This is a genomic window from Listeria rocourtiae FSL F6-920 (assembly GCF_000525975.1).
GTDB lineage: Bacteria > Bacillota > Bacilli > Lactobacillales > Listeriaceae > Listeria_A > Listeria_A rocourtiae.
In genome coordinates, this window is record NZ_AODK01000024.1 from 66,513 (window position 1) to 81,999 (window position 15,487).

A 15,487-nucleotide genomic window follows, 5' to 3' on the forward strand; every position below is an offset into this window, starting at 1 on the left:
AGCGCTTATGTTTCAATGGTTACAAACATTTATGTCAGTATACGAAGAGCGTAATTTTACACATGCTGCCGAAAAAAATTTTATTTCACAACCAACTGTCTCGCTACATATTCAAAAATTAGAGGAAACAACCGGAAGTAAACTATTTATACGCAATGGCCGCAACCATATCATTCCAACCGAAAGTGCTGACTTGCTCTATATTCGCGCCAAACAACTTGATTCACTATGGGAAACAAGTTTAAACGATATACAACAATTACAAGGAAACACTCAAGTAACATATAAAATTGGCGCCTCACAAACAATTGCTGTGTATATACTGCCACTTATTCTCCCCAAACTCCAAGAACAATTTCCAAACTATCATTTTATCGTTGCCGTAGCAAATTCAACGGCTATTTTTAATCGTGTAGAAACGCATGAATACCAAGTTGGGCTGGTTGAATCTCCTATGGTAGCACCGATGATTACACGCACGATTTTTGCCTACGACTCACTTGTTTTAGCTGGAAATATGACAAGTGACCTTTGGCTGTTACGTGAAGCAGGTTCTGGTATTCGTGCCTACAACGATCAATTTTTTCAGCAAGAAAACATCGTTCCATCACAAAAAATGGAGATAGCTAGCAACGAAACTATTTTAAGTATATTAAAGCAAGGCACCGGAAAAACACTGCTATCCAATTTAAGCACCCACGGTTTACCCTATCAAAATCCACCAACACCGATTGTACGACCGCTTTTTCAAATTCAGAACAATGCATTTCCCGAAGATGCACTACAAATAGCGCTGCGTGAATTACTGCTCACGACCTTTAGTTGACTATACTTGTAGTATACAGATATTTTTCAAATAAGGGAAATAGATATTTCCGATACTTTCCATCAGCAATATTAATAATAATAAAATCCTCTTAAATGCTCCTCTCATGGAATCTTAGCTGCAAGATGAAAATTTACCATTAAATACAGAAGGTTTTCTCCCTACCAGGTGGAAAATCTTCTATTTTATTTGTTTTAGGAATTCCCGCCGTGTAACAAATGAATGCCATTCCTTCATAATTAAAAATTCCCCTTACAATCACTAGGCTGTCCAATCATATGAGAAAAAAGTGTCTCAAAAATTGACACAACCAAATAATTTACTGGAAAATGCTAGTTTTCCTAGAAAATTTGATAACATAGAGCTAAGACGTAGGGCAAATAAATCCTTAAAAATAAGTATGTAGCTCATAGCCCTTCTAAATTATCCCCGCCGTGATTATACCAACTGACAGGTAATGCCATATCCTTATGCCCTCAAATACGGAATACCCAGCCATTTTTTAGCTTTCCCCGCTACAGAAACTTTCCCATATGAGTCCCCCTCATAGCACTAAAGCAACACGGTATATTCCACATACTACTAATAAGCTACGTTTCTTAACAAAAAATATGAAAGAGGTTATTTATTTGAACATCAAAAAAAATATTTACTACATTCGCATTAACATCTATTGTAGGAACAACCTTCGTTACACCTTTTCAGACATTATCACCAGAAGCTGCTGAAGCGAATACAAACACAATAGCCGTTGAGCCAACAGCAAGCTTCGTTGATACGCCAATCGGAGCAAATCTTATAAGCCAAAATCTCACATCAGTTGATAACAAATTCAAAGATTATCAGATTAGTGAATCAGGTGTAATCACAGAGCCCGATCCCGGAAAAACACCGGCATTAACGAATGACAGCGGTTGGCTACGCACAAATATCAACTCAAATACAGCTATTTCAGCATCAAACCCGTTTAGTTTCTCAACACGTGACTTAGGAAAGAGTGCGCAAAATTATACGTATATTGCAACAACAGTTCAAACGGAGCCTGGCAAGTTGTATCAGTTTAAATATGACACGAAGTTGTATAATTTAGGCGCCTTTGCTACAAGCCCACAAGACAGTCTTATTGGAATGAATGCAAGAGTGGCGACATATGGTAGTAATGTGACATACAAGAGTAATTCATATAGCCTAGCTGGAACCTCTGCTGAAACCTTGACAAGTAAGGATGAAATTATTGAATTTAGAGCAACTTCCGATAAAACAGTTATTTCTGCGGAAATGTCCTACATGAACCTCAGCACGAATGGAGGCTATCATTTTGCTGGATTGAGTAATTATTCTGTAAAAGAAATAGATGAAGCCGCTAACCAAGAGGCGCGTGAAGCTGTTACAAACTTGTTTATGGATAATGAAGTTCTTGGTGCTATAAACAGCAATACAAATCAATCCGCGATAGATGTTGCAAAAGATTTAGTGGATGCTGTCATATCTGATAGCGTAAGAGCCGAGTTACAACAACAATTAGATGAAGCTCAAAAACAACTGGATGCTCGCCACGCAGAAAACGCGGTAAAAGATTTGATGGATGATCAAGGTATAATCCTTCCGGAAACAAGCCAAGCATCTATCGATAACGCTAAATCTCTAATAGATAGCTTGCCTGACTCCACGCAAAAAAACGAACTTCAAGATAAACTAAATGACATACAAGCACAATTAGATACTATTAACGCCGAACAACAAGCCGAAAATAATCGCCAAACTGCGGCTACTGACGCTGTCAAAGAACTATTTACCAATAATGACACCACTAGTGATTCTATTAAAGATACGACGGATCAAGAAGCCATCGATGCTGCTAAAAATTTAGTAGACGCTGTCACAGACCCAGCAGTTAAAGCTGAATTAGAGCTATACATCGCTGCCGCTCAAACTCTTCTTGATGCCAAAAATGAAGCTATACAAGCTGAAAACGAACGCCAAACTGTGGCTACTGACGCTGTCAAAGAACTATTCACCAATAATGACACCGCTAGTGATTCCATTAAAGATACGACGGATCAAGAAGCCATTGATGCCGCACAAAAACTTATCGATGCTGTGACAGATACAGCCGGTAAAAACAACCTACAAAAAGACCTAGATCGTGCCCAAGTCTTATTGAATGAGCGCTTAAGCACAGTCGGAACCATCACACCAGCCGACTTCCTTATCGGTGGCGACAAATATGTCACGGGTACCTTCACAGGTAGCGTTGCGAAAATCTCTCTTCTTGTGAACGACAAAGAATATACAGGTGGCGCAGTCAAGACAGATGGTACTTTCACCTTCTATACGAACGATAAAAACATCAAGAAAACAGATACCGTCTTCGCCGTTGCTTACGATAAGTACGGCAAAGAACTTGAAAGAACAAAAGTGGCATTTGTCTTGGTCACAGCCGGTAAAATTACCCCAGCAACGTACAACTTGGCATCCGATAAAAACATCACAGGAACGTATACCGAAGATGTAGCGAGAATTACCGTAACAGTTGGCGATAAAGTGTACAAAGGCGGAACCGTTGCTGACGGTACCTTCACCTTCTACGCGTTTGATAAAATCAAGAATGCAACAGACGCGGTAACAATTCATGCTTACGATTCCGTTGGCAGACTACTCGATACGAAGACTCTCAACGTTATCACAAGCGTACCAGTCATCACAAAAGGTAGCATTACAGTGAACGACATGTTGGTACCAGGCGATAAAAACATCACAGGAACGTATACAGATAACGTACACTATGTCATTGTCACAGTGGATGGTGTAAACTACAAAGGTGGTACTTTTGTAGATGGTGAATTTAAGTTCTATGCGTTCGATAAAATCACGAGTGCCAACAGTACAGTCACCATGCAAGCCTTCGATAAAGCAGGTAAAGTACTTGATACGAAAACAGTGAAACTCATAGAACCCGTAAAAGCAAGCGAAGGTAAAATACAAATAAACACATTCACATTGGGCACAGATAAAAACATCACAGGAACATACACAGGCGATGTAAAATCCGTACAAGTAACCATAGGAGAAACCACATATAAAGGTGGCACATTCACCGACGGCGAATTCAAATTCTATGCTTTTGACAAAATCAAATCTATCAATGACAATGTAAACATCCAAGCATTAGACGCAAAAGGAAACGTATTAGATACAAAAGTGATCGAAGTAATAGGTAAGTAATCGTAAAAAAACAGTAACCAGTTTCATGAGGTTGCTGTTTTTTTAGACGCTGAATCCTGTCTTATACTTCAATTTTTAATAAAATTTTTACCATTACTAATTATGGAATCCCACTTATAATTTACCGCTAGCACATAGATATTTTTGAATTTTCAATCTCCCCTTCTGTTTGTGGCTTCATTCCAATCCTCATTTATTAGCTTCCTCTTGATCTCATCATATTTGAGATGAAAAAGACCATGTCCAAAAACTGGGATGGTCTTAGAATCTTATCAAACTTCCTTTACACCATACCTAACGACCGTTACAGTGCCTTCTCTCTTTCCTTCATTTCCTAAAAACGGAGAAACGGGGATTCGAACCCCGGCGCGGCCGGAACCGCCTAACAGATTTCGAGTCTGTCCCCTTCAGCCGGACTTGGGTATTTCCCCAGTATGCAGATGCTTGTCCCAATACTTGTCAAACGCTTTATCCTGAACAATCACAAGTTACATTCTAATGCATTTTTTTTTTAAAAAATCCAGTTTTTTCTCTCCATTGCTTAGAAAGCGTCATAAAAATCACTCCGGACATGTGGAATCGCTTTTTCCCAAGCTTCAACCGTAATGTCACTACCTTGCGCTTTTTCATAATGAACAAGGTCGCGTGGTCGCGCAAAGCCCATCAACATCTGCCCCAGCGCTTGAATCGTAATCGCCAGCACAGGCTCCTTTGTGCTCTCCACTCGCTTCACAAAACTGCCTCGAATCTCAAAAACGCCTTCATTCCAGGGTGCAATCTCGTCTTCCACTTGTAGATATAGCGCGTTGTCTGTCCATTCAAATCTGTATTTGCTTAAAAATGCCTCAACATCCACAATTCGCATCATAAAATCCAAAATCTCACGTTTCTGAAAATCCGGTGACGGAAAAGCAAGTGAAACATCACGCAGCGAACCTACATTTTTGGCGACAACACGATCTACCATCATGCCATGCGTCCCTATAAAACGCCACAATCCTTTTTCGGCTTCATAATTTAGCGTAACCATCTCGTGCACTTTGAATACCTCAGCATCCAGCGTGAACAACATGTAACCCATTGTGACACCGTTCATATCACAGTAAACCGCAATTTCCTTCGTATATCCACGGCGCGCCAGTCGCAACCACCACGCATCGTCACGCATCATCATACCGCTTTTTTTTCGTTAAAGCCAAGCGATTGTAGAGCTCCCGCACGACCGAAATCCCTGTACCATCTTTGCTAGTAAGTCTCATCACACGCCCAGGAACAGTTCCCATATCCGGCAGAGCATGGCTAGGAATTTCCAACTCCACTTTTTCTGTGAAAACTTCGTATCCAAATCTTCTATAGAATGGAATCGAAAATGGACTTAAATAAGACACTAATTGCCCAGCATCACGCATTCTCACCAATGATTCTGTCATCAAGCGGGTAATCAATCCGCCATTTCGAAATTCCGGGAAACTTGCCACATAAGCAATCCCCCCCATCGAAAAACGTTCTCCTAAAATCGAAACGCTGAGTGGATATGTTAAAACTTGCGCTAGTAAATGCTCGCCATAGAACAAACCAAGACGCCTCGCATTTTGTACCCAGTAATTAAAATCATCCTCACCACCAGATGCAGGGACGCGAAACGCATAATCACGCAATTCCTTCACTTTCCCAATTTCTGACTCTTTAATTTCCCTTAATTCCACTGCAATCACCCCCACTTCCCCTTTATTTTAGCATAAACTGCGCCAAAATGTTCAGGTAAACGTTTTAGCTTACTTTTTACAACAAACTAATTTTTTGTAAGCATATTACTTGAAGTATAGATTGCAATATTATACACTGTAAAAGTAATCAAAACATATTGGAGGAATTTATAACATGGCAAATGTATTATTTATTAAAGCAAACGGTTTACCAGCGGAGCGTTCCGTGAGTGTGAAGTTATACGAAGAATTCTTAAAAAATTACACAGCAAGCAATCCTAGCGATACAATCACAGAACTTGACTTATTCCAAGCAGATTTACCTTACTACGACGCAACAATGATGAGTGGGCTTTACAAAGAGTCTATCGGAGAAACGCTAACAGAAGACGAAGCACGTTTAGCAAAAGTTGCAAATGGTTACCTAGAACAATTTTTAGCAGCAGACAAAGTTGTGATGGCCTTTCCATTGTGGAACTTCAGCATCCCAGCGCAATTCCTAACTTACCTATTCTACCTAAATCAAGCTGGTAAAACTTTCAAATACACTGCAGAAGGTCCAGTTGGTCTAGTAACTAATAAAGAGGTTGTACTGTTGAACGCACGCGGTGGCATATACTCCGATGGTCCAATGGCAAACTGGGAAATGTCTCTTAACTACGTGAAAAATATCTTGACTCACTTCGGTATCACAAATCCACAGACCGTTGTCGTTGAAGGTCACCATGCAGTGGCGGATCAAGCACAAGATTTAATTGCAGCAGGTGTAGAAAAAGCAGCAAATCTGGCTAACACATTCTAATATACTGTAAAAAGTCTCGCTACCCTGATGGGCACCCATCAAAAAGTAGCGAGATTCTTTATTTTGTATCTTTCAAAGCTTCAGACTCTACACGTTTCATAAAATCCTCTACAACCTTATCATTATTCTTCGATCCACTGAGTTTCATCAACACTTTTCCAAGAAAATTAACACCTTGATTCGAGCCATAATAAATAAAACGCGTCGAGTTCTCATCTATTTTTTCAAGTGTAATCGATGTTTCAATCTTAAACGCCTTTGCTAGCAAAAATCCGCTCGTATTATGCTTACGTTCTGGCGTATCCTCATGTTCTAAATCTTCCACAATATACGTCTCAACACGCTTTCCTTCCTGATATTTCTGCTGGTATGTCGAGCCGACAACGCCCTCTTTCATCTCAATCGCTTTATGCTCAACCACCTGAGGCATCACTCGCTGAAGATTCTCAGGTTCAAATAAATTCCAAATCACCTCAATATTCGCCTTAATCACCATTTCTTCATGCCACGTCACCGTACTCATTACTCATTCCTCCATTTCCAAAAATGTATCAATTTCCATAATAATCGCTTCCGTATCCGCAATCCGCTGACGTAAAGCCACCTTTTTCTCCTTCAAAATTTCTTCGAGCTCATCCAATGATCGATCATGCACCACCATCAACATCTCCTGAATCGAAAAATCGAATCGGCGTAAATAAACGAGCAATCTCGCCACTAAAAACGAGTTGTTATCATAATAACTATATTTATTACGAGGCTCCACAAAAACAGGTTGTAACAACTCTATCTGCGCATAGTATCGCAAAGTCTCCTTCGTAAGCCCTGTCATCTCTGAAAACTCTCCAATTCGGTACATATTCCCCCCTCCTCATCATCCAGTATAAACCACGGAGCGCACCACAGTGTCAATAACGAACTTTCGTAAAAAAAAATTCATACTATTTCCACATTCTCTACCACACCTAATGAAAAATAGGTTATACTAGAAGAGTACACAATAAAACCATGGAGGACGGTGAGCATAATGTCGCGAGAATATACAGAAGATGATCTTGTATACGGTGAATCTTGGGGACTTGTACATCGTGGTTTTTTAGCGGATAGTGAAATCGAGCGAATGAAAGCGCTACGAGACAAGGTTATGGGCAAACAGGGCACAGCTGGTACAACTTTGAAACCGATTGGTAGAGTAATCATTGATGGTGAATGGTATGATGCCAGGCTCAAAGATGGCTATTTAGATATAGGAACCCCTATCGTCGTTGTCGGTATTGATATTGGCTATGTATTAGTAAACGAAGACCTAAAAAGAGAGGAAGATAATTCATGATTGGAACAATTATTATTGCAGTTTTAGTACTCGTATTTTTGATTATATTTTTCACATTGGTACCGGTGGGCTTATGGATTAGCGCCATTTCCGCACAAGTTCGTGTTGGACTTGGGACACTTGTTGGGATGCGCTTACGCCGTGTTACTCCTTCCCGCGTTGTCAAGCCACTGATTAAAGCCGTAAAAGCAGGACTTGAGCTAGAAGTTAACCAACTGGAAAGTCATTACCTAGCCGGTGGTGACGTCGACCAAACCGTTGACGCACTTATCGCTGCACACCGCGCCAATATCGCACTTGATTTTAGTCGCGCCGCTGCGATTGATCTTGCTGGACGTGATGTTTTAGAAGCCGTTCAAACCTCTGTTACACCCAAAGTCATTCGTACACCTGAATTTACCGGTGTTGCTCAAAATGGTGTCGAAGTAAAAGTTATCACACAAATTACCGTACAATCCAATATCGATCGCATTGTCGGTGGTGCAGGTGAAGATACCGTCATTGCGCGTGTCGGTGAGGCCGTAGTCTCTACGGTCGGTGAAACTCGTGAACATACCGATGTTCTTGAAAACCCAAATAGTATCTCGAAAAAAGTCCAAGAACAAGGTCTGGGAGATGGTACAGCTTATACGATTCTATCTATTGATATCGCAGAAATGCGTATTGGTGACAATATCAAGGCCAAACTAGATATCGAAAAAGCCAATGCAGATATGGAAGTAGCACAAGCCGCAGCTTCTAAACGTAAAGCAGAAGCGATTGCCCTAGAACAAGAAAATCGCGCTGTCGTAGTTGCAGCAGAAGCCGAAGTTCCAAGAGCACTTGCAAAAGCGCTCGAAAAAGGAAATCTAGGTGCGATGGATATTTACAGAATGGATAATGTTCAGGCGGATACGACGATGCGGGAAGCGATTGCGAAGGAGGATAAATAAGTTCGGTGGCATCGTCGGTTCAGATGATGGGATTCTCACTTCGTTCCTATCCATATTGAGTCTGTAACTCCTTTTAGCCGAACAGTCGTGAAGGATTACATGCTCGTTACACTCACATGTATATTGGGACTGTAACTCTTTTTAGTCGAACAGTCCCAACAATGCGGAAAGCGATTGCCAGAGAAGATAAATAAGTTTGGTGGCATCGTCGGTTCAGATGATGGGATTCTCACTTCGTTCTTATCCATATTGAGTCTGTAACTCCTTTTAGTCGAACAGTCACTGGTGGATTACATGCTCGCTTTGCTCTCATGTATATTGAGTCTGTACCTCTTTTATTCTTGCTTATATCGTTTCAGAAAGAAGGTGTAACGAAAATGGATAGTATTTTTGCTAATATTGGTGATTGGTTCGGTACTGCAATCGTTATCATTGGTATTCTTTTTGGGCTCATCAGCTACTTTAAAAAAGCGGAGACAGAAAAAGAGAAGGACGAGAAATCTAACCTTCCAAATGTGCCAAAACAACGATCTACATCTAAAAAATCACCTGCTAAAAAGCCTCAAACATCGGGCTACAAAGATACACTGATTAAAGATGCAATCTCAAATGCTGATCCTAATGTGACGCGTATGCATCATCGCCATATGGCTACAAAAAAACGTGTCCGTGGAAAAATGCAGGAAGCAATCATTATGAAAGAAATTCTAGATAAGCCGGTTTCTATGAGGCCGCCAAAATAAAAAGAAACCAGTAAAGCGGTATGTATCTCACGCATTTACTGGTTTTTCTTTGCCTAAAAAGGCTTATCTATAATCTTCATGTCCAAAATAATCTACATTGCGCATGGCACCAAAATCTGGGTGTCTACCGTGGGAAAATCTTGGATCGCAATGGTGACCTCTGTGTCCTGGACCGTGGCCCCTACCGCTTGGTCTACCTCCGCCAAAGCCAGGGAATCTGCCACGTCCTTGCAAGCGGGTATCTTCAAAGCCTTCGTCCTCACTCATATCACCTAACGCCTTTCCAAGCTCGTCTGTAATCCTGTGTAGATAATCGTGCAGATTCGCCTTTTCTTCATCATCTAGCACATCGAAAATTTTATTGTAATCGGTCTGATTATCCTTGCTCTGCTCTACTGCTTTCGCACCGGCCTCTGTCAATTTAACATTCATCACACGACGATCTTCCTCAGATGGTTCACGCGTAATGTATTTATTTTTTTCCAGCTTTGCCAACAGCTCACCTAAAGACTGGTTTCGCATATCGAGCAAGTATGCCAATTCTTTTTGTGTGATTTCAGGTTTCATTTTTAAAAGGGCTAATACTCGTCCTTGACCGCGATAAGGATTTCCCAAAGGTCCAGCACCATGTAATTTAAGGCTTTGATACTGATGCAACATCCGATTAAATTGGATAAATTGTTTCATCAAATTGTTTTCTGTTTCGCTCATGTGTAATTCCTCCATTAGTTCGTTTTTGTCATTAGACATATTTGAAAGGTACCTTCATTTATCATTATAAAGGTACCTTTCAAATATGTCAAGTTGATTTAATTCGTTACCTTAATGAGCACGGTATCTTTTTTTAGAACCGTCTAATGACCGCGCTGTGATAATCGCTGTCCCAACTACTTTACCAGTTATTTTTCCCTTAGTATCCACTGTCGCAATTTTAGTATTCGAGCTTGTCCAAGCAATTCCTTTATTCGAAGCATTAGTCGGTGCTATAGTGACCCGCATTTGGAAAGCCGTGTTCTTTTTGATGTAGACACCACTTCGATTTAGCGTGATTGCTGTTACTGGGTAGGCTGGACCAATTCTGACAGACATTACGTTACCCGGCTTAGAGTTTACTTTGAAAGAAAAATTCGGATAGGCTCCATTACTAAGACGATTCGATGGATTTGTGCGATTATTCAAATAGATTTGTTGTGCTTTGCCTCTAGATCCCGTGCCGACGTAGTAAAGCGCATCAGACATGGCAGTGCTACCGCTATTCAACTGGGAGTAACCAATAATGCCTTGATTCGCCTCCTTCAATGTCACCATTTGTTTGCCTACAGTTTGATTGCCACCATAATTTGTATTCACATGATAAATAGCTATACCGCCTTTGTACACTTTGCCGATTAGCGCACGGTCAAAGCCTATAAATTGCCGATTCTCTATTAAAAAGTACTCTCTCGGAGAACTTGTATTAATTCGCAAAATTGTCGTTCCTGCGTAAACCGTTTGGGTGGAAGATGTCGTTGTACTAACGACACGCGGTGTCACAGCACCAATTCTCACCTTAGAATAGGCGTCTAGAAGAATTGGTGTTTGACCTGGATAACTGTCACCAGATTGCTTTCCCCAAGCACCTTTTGCCATTAAGCTGTAAGTTCCAAGGCCACTCCCTGAACCGTTTGTATTGTATAAATCCATCAAACCAAGGTCATGTCCAAGTTCGTGTGCAATCACACCAATTGTTGCCATATGTGTACCGTGCATTTCACCAAATTGAGTATATGTGAAAAACGTTTTACCATCTAGTTTTGGTGTGATATTCGCGTTCATTCCCCACATATGCCCCCAAACTGAGACCGCTGTGTTTGTGTATGCTCGTTCCTGACCTGCTACAATCGTCATCACATGAAGCTCACTCGCATCTATACGGCCATTTTTATTCGTATCATACTGTGCAAAATTAACAAAACCGTTCGCTGCAATTAGTGCATCCCGAACTATATACTGATTACGTGTATCAATCGCCGTGCCAGTCCGTGGGTGATTACGATTCAATTTAACCCGTACTATACCATTATTTGCGATTCCTGACGTTTCATTGGCCGGAACGAGGTTAATTTTGGCATTCGTCGCCTGTGTATAATAAAGCCGTACTGATTTACTCGTCGTACTAAAAACTTTCTGATTCCAGCTCGCTTCGCTCTGTTTAATTGCCACGTCTTTGAAACTCACTAGAATAACTAGCACGCGGTTTACAGCAGGCATAGCGCTCACTTTTGGAATCACCGTCGTTGGTGTTTGCGCTGGTAGAGATGATGCACTCGGATATTTACTTACCGTAACGGGAGTTGTTTGTGCATTTGCTTCTCGTAAGGAGTCTGTGGAACTTGTCTGTGCTATCGTTACGACACATATCGATAGAACCATCATGACTATCAGCACCATCCATTTCAGAATAGGCCGCATGATTTGTTCCTCCTTTAATTCGGCTACATTCGCCGTTTCATGATTGGTAATTAATACCCGAATTTAAAAAAGATTAAACGATGCGCATAGATGAGCAATAAAAAAGCCCTCCGAATTCGAAGGACTTGGTCTTGCTGCACTTAATATCTACTCAATTCCGTTCTTGGCGATTGAATAATCACTGGTTTTTTCTTAGGATCTAGCCATTTTAAAATTTTAACTACATTTGCTTGACTAGTTCCCGTGCATCCCATCGTGTAGCTACTAGATACATGGAAAAAGATTGCTGAGCCCCAACCAGGTTTTCTAAGTGGATTATAATTAATGACGAACGCATAATTGTAAGCCGGTTGATATAATTTTTCCGCAGACTTCCAGCGATTGTTGGCCGGGAGCACTTGCCATGAATTGTAAAGTTTAGACTTGCTATCATCCACCCAAACATCACGTGTTGTCGTTTTGCGATAGGGCATCTTTGTTCCAGGATTAGCATAACGACCAAAAGCCGTTCCAAGCGTGAACTTCCCGCGTGGACTTTGAACCACTGTCTCCCGCATCGTTGTTGCAAAACCATCTCTACCAATAAAGCCGTACATCAATGCTTTACGTTGCCAAATGCCTTTACTATCCCGCTCAAACGTCTGAATCGTTGCCTTGTTAGATTTATAGCCCGGTGTTGTCACTAAAATAAGTTGCTTATTCGCCCCCACTGTTTTAAAACGTTGCGCATCATTCGTCGCTGCATCTGCCTTACTTCCAACTGCAAAAATAACCCCAAGCACTAGAAAAATAACAACCATACTACAAAACATTTTTTTTTTCACAACAAAATCCCCCCTACTATCTTTATAGGGTTCCACTGTTTTTTCATATCTAAACATGATAAAGGGTGAAAACTTATTTGGATTTTAATACTGTCAAAATCTGTGTAACTTCCTCATCAACCGTCATATCACCAGTAACTCGCAACACTGGGCAATTTAATTTTTGAATCCAAGCTTCATGTAGCTTCTTACTCCGCACATCGAGGCCACCACCTTCATACCTCGAAGCCCACGCAACAAATTCCAAATGCGCCTCGTGCCTACTTCCTCCCGGCAAAATCGCATCACCATAACGCGCCCGTTCCCGATTCACCAATCTCTCTAACCTCACATCACGTGGTACCTCCAAAAAAACCACCACATCAAAAAGCCGTTCCAGTGACATCCCCCAGTTAGAAAGCGCACCCGACAGAATCCAATCTTGATGTCCCGCAAAATCCTGCTCCATCATCTCCAATCGCTTCTCTATTACCCTTTTAATATTGTATTTCTCTTCCCAATAATAATTATCCGTATCAAAAAAAGGCACGCCAAGCCTATTTGCAAGCGCTCTACCGAGCGTTGAAGTGCCAGCACCCGATGCCCCCATCACATGAATTCTCACCATCCACCTATCCCCCTCATAAAAGAAACTTCCCCACCATCCTACCACAAAAAAGCACCACCAGCCAAAGCCAGTAGTACTTAAATGTTTTATAAACCTTGCACATTCAGCAGTAATGAAGTCACCATCACGCCTCAGTAGGACAACAAATGCTTAGATGCTACAGGCTTACTTTATTCATCTGAATGTTGAATCTCTGTAACGCCTTACTTCGCACAACCCCAGCATTTAGCGCTTGTCGTCAAGCTGAGCGACTAAACAGCTTGGTCATTTGCGAACTGACTATTATAAAGATCCGCATAGAAACCATTCTCATCAAGCAATTCCTTATGCGTTCCTTGTTCAATCACATTCCCATGGTTCATAACAAGAATCAAGTCCGCATCACGAATCGTCGACAATCGATGCGCAATAACAAAACTTGTCCGCCCTTCCATCAAGTTCCCCATTGCCAATTGGATGTTCAGTTCTGTTCGCGTATCAACGCTTGATGTTGCCTCATCCAAAATCAAGATGCTAGGATCAGAAAGAATCGCACGCGCAATCGTTAACAATTGTTTTTGTCCTTGCGAAATATTCGAGCCCTCTTCGTTAAGAATAGTATCATAACCGTCCGGCAAACGTCTAATGAATTCATCTGCATACGCCGCTTCAGCAGCAGCAACAACTTCTTCTGTCGTTACATTATCTCGTCCATACGCAATATTCTCCGCAATCGTCCCGTTAAATAACCACGTATCCTGCAATACCATGCCGAATTTCGCGCGCACATCGTTTTTCGTCATATCACGCGTATCAATACCACCAAGACGAATTCCTCCAGCCTCAACATCGTAAAAGCGCATCAACAAATTGATAATCGTCGTTTTACCCGCACCAGTCGGGCCAACAATCGCTACCATTTGTCCTTCCTTCACATCAATATTCAAGTCATGCATCAGCGTTTTATCTGGCGTATAACCAAATTTCACATGATCGAAAACAATTCGATCCGATTCTCCCGCACGATGCTCCACATTTTCCGGAATAGTATCTGTTTCCTCTTCCTCATCCAACACTTCAAAAATACGCTCAGCCGAAGCCATCGTAGATTGAATGATATTTGAGATGTTCGCCACACTAGAAATAGGTTGCGAGAACAACTGCACGTATTGTGTAAATGCTTGGATATTACCAACTGTTAGCATTCCATTCGTTACAAAAATACCACCACCGATGCAGACTGCTACGTAACCAATATTACCTACAAACTGCATGAGGGGCATCATGATACCTGAGATAAATTGCGCCTTTTTTGCAGCAACATAATAATCATTATTTACCACATCAAACTTCGCCAGCGTCTTCTTCTCTTGCCCAAATGCTTTGATAACCGTATGCCCACCAAACGTTTCCTCTACATGATCGTTTAGCACACCTAGATTTTTTTGTTGTGCTCCAAAATATTTTTGCGAACGGCTAGCTACAATTGCCACGAGCAAAATACTAAGTGGAACCGTCGCGACAACAATCAACGTCATCTGCCAACTAATCGTCAACATCATAATCAGAACACCGACAATTTGCACAATCGCCGTAATCGCCTGTGTTAAAGCCTGTTGCAACGTGTTTGCAATATTGTCCATGTCATTCACAGATCGGCTCAAGATATCACCATTAGAGCGTGTATCAAAGTAACGAAGTGGTAAACGGCTCAGTTTGGCCTTTAATTCTTTACGCATATCATACACCGTACGTTGTGCCACACTCGACATTACATATTGTTGTAAAAAACTAAATAACGAACTACCTAGATAAAGCAATAATACAATAAACAGTACATCAAAAATCTTATCGTAATTAATCCCAGCTGGCGACATAACACCTGCAAATATTTCCGTCGTCGCTTTTCCAAGTTCTTTTGGACTAATAACATTAAAAATCGTTGACAATATAGCGAGTAAAAGCACTGTAATAAGCGAGATAGTCCGTGGTCTCATATATCCTAATAAGCGGAACAAAGACTTTTTAAAATCTTTAGGCTTGGCTGTTGGCATCACGG

15 protein-coding genes and 1 tRNA gene are annotated in these 15,487 nt (G+C 41.2%); 6 read left to right on the forward strand and 10 right to left on the reverse strand.

Annotated features, from left to right (window positions below; translation table 11 throughout):
* Positions 1-7 precede the first annotated feature (7 nt).
* Entirely contained in the window at positions 8-826 is an 819-nt protein-coding gene (locus PROCOU_RS09015; RefSeq protein ID WP_036071632.1) for a LysR family transcriptional regulator, read from the forward strand.
* 1,050 nt (positions 827-1,876) lie between these two features.
* Positions 1,877-4,051, forward strand: a complete 2,175-nt coding sequence (locus PROCOU_RS09020) for an immunoglobulin-like domain-containing protein (RefSeq protein WP_036071635.1) — start codon at positions 1,877-1,879, stop codon at positions 4,049-4,051.
* A gap of 341 nt (positions 4,052-4,392) precedes the next feature.
* Here PROCOU_RS09020 and PROCOU_RS09025 read toward each other — a convergent pair.
* From PROCOU_RS09025 to PROCOU_RS09035, 3 genes are all read right to left on the reverse strand, one after another.
* Positions 4,393-4,482, reverse strand: a tRNA-Ser gene (locus PROCOU_RS09025).
* A 110-nt stretch (positions 4,483-4,592) separates the two neighbouring features.
* Positions 4,593-5,225, reverse strand: coding sequence for a GNAT family N-acetyltransferase (locus PROCOU_RS09030; protein WP_077913390.1), 633 nt, complete (start codon positions 5,223-5,225; stop codon positions 4,593-4,595).
* Entirely contained in the window at positions 5,212-5,766 is a 555-nt protein-coding gene (locus PROCOU_RS09035) for a GNAT family N-acetyltransferase (protein ID WP_036071639.1), read from the reverse strand. The genes PROCOU_RS09030 and PROCOU_RS09035 overlap by 14 nt, the downstream gene beginning before the upstream one ends.
* Positions 5,767-5,932: 166 nt before the next feature.
* Between PROCOU_RS09035 and PROCOU_RS09040 the strand changes: the two genes are divergently transcribed.
* A complete protein-coding gene (locus PROCOU_RS09040; protein WP_036071641.1) occupies positions 5,933-6,559 on the forward strand; it encodes an FMN-dependent NADH-azoreductase in 627 nt (208 codons plus the stop codon).
* A 58-nt stretch (positions 6,560-6,617) separates the two neighbouring features.
* Here PROCOU_RS09040 and PROCOU_RS09045 read toward each other — a convergent pair whose 3' ends face one another.
* Positions 6,618-7,082 (reverse strand): SRPBCC family protein, encoded by a 465-nt coding sequence (locus tag PROCOU_RS09045; RefSeq protein WP_036071643.1) that lies wholly within the window; start codon positions 7,080-7,082, stop codon positions 6,618-6,620.
* A gap of 3 nt (positions 7,083-7,085) precedes the next feature.
* Positions 7,086-7,418 (reverse strand): MerR family transcriptional regulator, encoded by a 333-nt coding sequence (locus PROCOU_RS09050; RefSeq protein WP_036071645.1) that lies wholly within the window; start codon positions 7,416-7,418, stop codon positions 7,086-7,088.
* 168 nt (positions 7,419-7,586) lie between these two features.
* Between PROCOU_RS09050 and PROCOU_RS09055 the strand changes: the two genes are divergently transcribed.
* The 3 genes from PROCOU_RS09055 to PROCOU_RS09065 all read left to right on the forward strand — a co-directional run bounded on the left by PROCOU_RS09055 (position 7,587) and on the right by PROCOU_RS09065 (position 9,567).
* Positions 7,587-7,892, forward strand: a complete 306-nt coding sequence (locus PROCOU_RS09055; RefSeq protein ID WP_036071647.1) for an NfeD family protein — start codon at positions 7,587-7,589, stop codon at positions 7,890-7,892.
* Entirely contained in the window at positions 7,889-8,824 is a 936-nt protein-coding gene (floA, locus tag PROCOU_RS09060; RefSeq protein WP_036071649.1) for a flotillin-like protein FloA, read from the forward strand. The genes PROCOU_RS09055 and floA overlap by 4 nt, the downstream gene beginning before the upstream one ends.
* Positions 8,825-9,201: 377 nt before the next feature.
* Positions 9,202-9,567, forward strand: coding sequence for a hypothetical protein (locus PROCOU_RS09065; RefSeq protein WP_036071651.1), 366 nt, complete (start codon positions 9,202-9,204; stop codon positions 9,565-9,567).
* 63 nt (positions 9,568-9,630) lie between these two features.
* Here PROCOU_RS09065 and PROCOU_RS09070 read toward each other — a convergent pair whose 3' ends face one another.
* From PROCOU_RS09070 to PROCOU_RS09090, 5 genes are all read right to left on the reverse strand, one after another.
* Positions 9,631-10,278, reverse strand: coding sequence for a MarR family winged helix-turn-helix transcriptional regulator (locus PROCOU_RS09070; protein WP_051994310.1), 648 nt, complete (start codon positions 10,276-10,278; stop codon positions 9,631-9,633).
* Positions 10,279-10,389: 111 nt separating this feature from the next.
* Entirely contained in the window at positions 10,390-12,018 is a 1,629-nt protein-coding gene (locus PROCOU_RS16585) for a M6 family metalloprotease domain-containing protein (RefSeq protein WP_051994311.1), read from the reverse strand.
* A gap of 140 nt (positions 12,019-12,158) precedes the next feature.
* A complete protein-coding gene (locus PROCOU_RS09080) occupies positions 12,159-12,842 on the reverse strand; it encodes a L,D-transpeptidase family protein (protein ID WP_077913392.1) in 684 nt (227 codons plus the stop codon).
* A gap of 73 nt (positions 12,843-12,915) precedes the next feature.
* The gene (locus PROCOU_RS09085) at positions 12,916-13,449 is read right to left on the reverse strand and encodes an AAA family ATPase (protein ID WP_036071654.1); all 534 of its coding nucleotides are present in this window, start codon (positions 13,447-13,449) and stop codon (positions 12,916-12,918) included.
* A gap of 251 nt (positions 13,450-13,700) precedes the next feature.
* The gene (locus PROCOU_RS09090) at positions 13,701-15,482 is read right to left on the reverse strand and encodes an ABC transporter ATP-binding protein (protein ID WP_133619908.1); all 1,782 of its coding nucleotides are present in this window, start codon (positions 15,480-15,482) and stop codon (positions 13,701-13,703) included.
* Positions 15,483-15,487: the final 5 nt, after the last annotated feature.

Coding starts and splice junctions, on each gene's coding strand:
- PROCOU_RS09065 (WP_036071651.1), top strand. CDS start 9,202: ATGGATAGTATTTTTGCTAATATTGGTGATTGGTTCGGTACTGCAATC.
- PROCOU_RS09070 (WP_051994310.1), bottom strand. CDS start 10,278: ATGAGCGAAACAGAAAACAATTTGATGAAACAATTTATCCAATTTAAT.
- PROCOU_RS16585 (WP_051994311.1), bottom strand. CDS start 12,018: ATGCGGCCTATTCTGAAATGGATGGTGCTGATAGTCATGATGGTTCTA.
- PROCOU_RS09040 (WP_036071641.1), top strand. CDS start 5,933: ATGGCAAATGTATTATTTATTAAAGCAAACGGTTTACCAGCGGAGCGT.
- floA (WP_036071649.1), top strand. CDS start 7,889: ATGATTGGAACAATTATTATTGCAGTTTTAGTACTCGTATTTTTGATT.
- PROCOU_RS09090 (WP_133619908.1), bottom strand. CDS start 15,482: ATGCCAACAGCCAAGCCTAAAGATTTTAAAAAGTCTTTGTTCCGCTTA.
- PROCOU_RS09050 (WP_036071645.1), bottom strand. CDS start 7,418: ATGTACCGAATTGGAGAGTTTTCAGAGATGACAGGGCTTACGAAGGAG.
- PROCOU_RS09055 (WP_036071647.1), top strand. CDS start 7,587: ATGTCGCGAGAATATACAGAAGATGATCTTGTATACGGTGAATCTTGG.
- PROCOU_RS09015 (WP_036071632.1), top strand. CDS start 8: ATGTTTCAATGGTTACAAACATTTATGTCAGTATACGAAGAGCGTAAT.
- PROCOU_RS09045 (WP_036071643.1), bottom strand. CDS start 7,082: ATGAGTACGGTGACGTGGCATGAAGAAATGGTGATTAAGGCGAATATT.
- PROCOU_RS09085 (WP_036071654.1), bottom strand. CDS start 13,449: ATGGTGAGAATTCATGTGATGGGGGCATCGGGTGCTGGCACTTCAACG.
- PROCOU_RS09030 (WP_077913390.1), bottom strand. CDS start 5,225: ATGATGATGCGTGACGATGCGTGGTGGTTGCGACTGGCGCGCCGTGGA.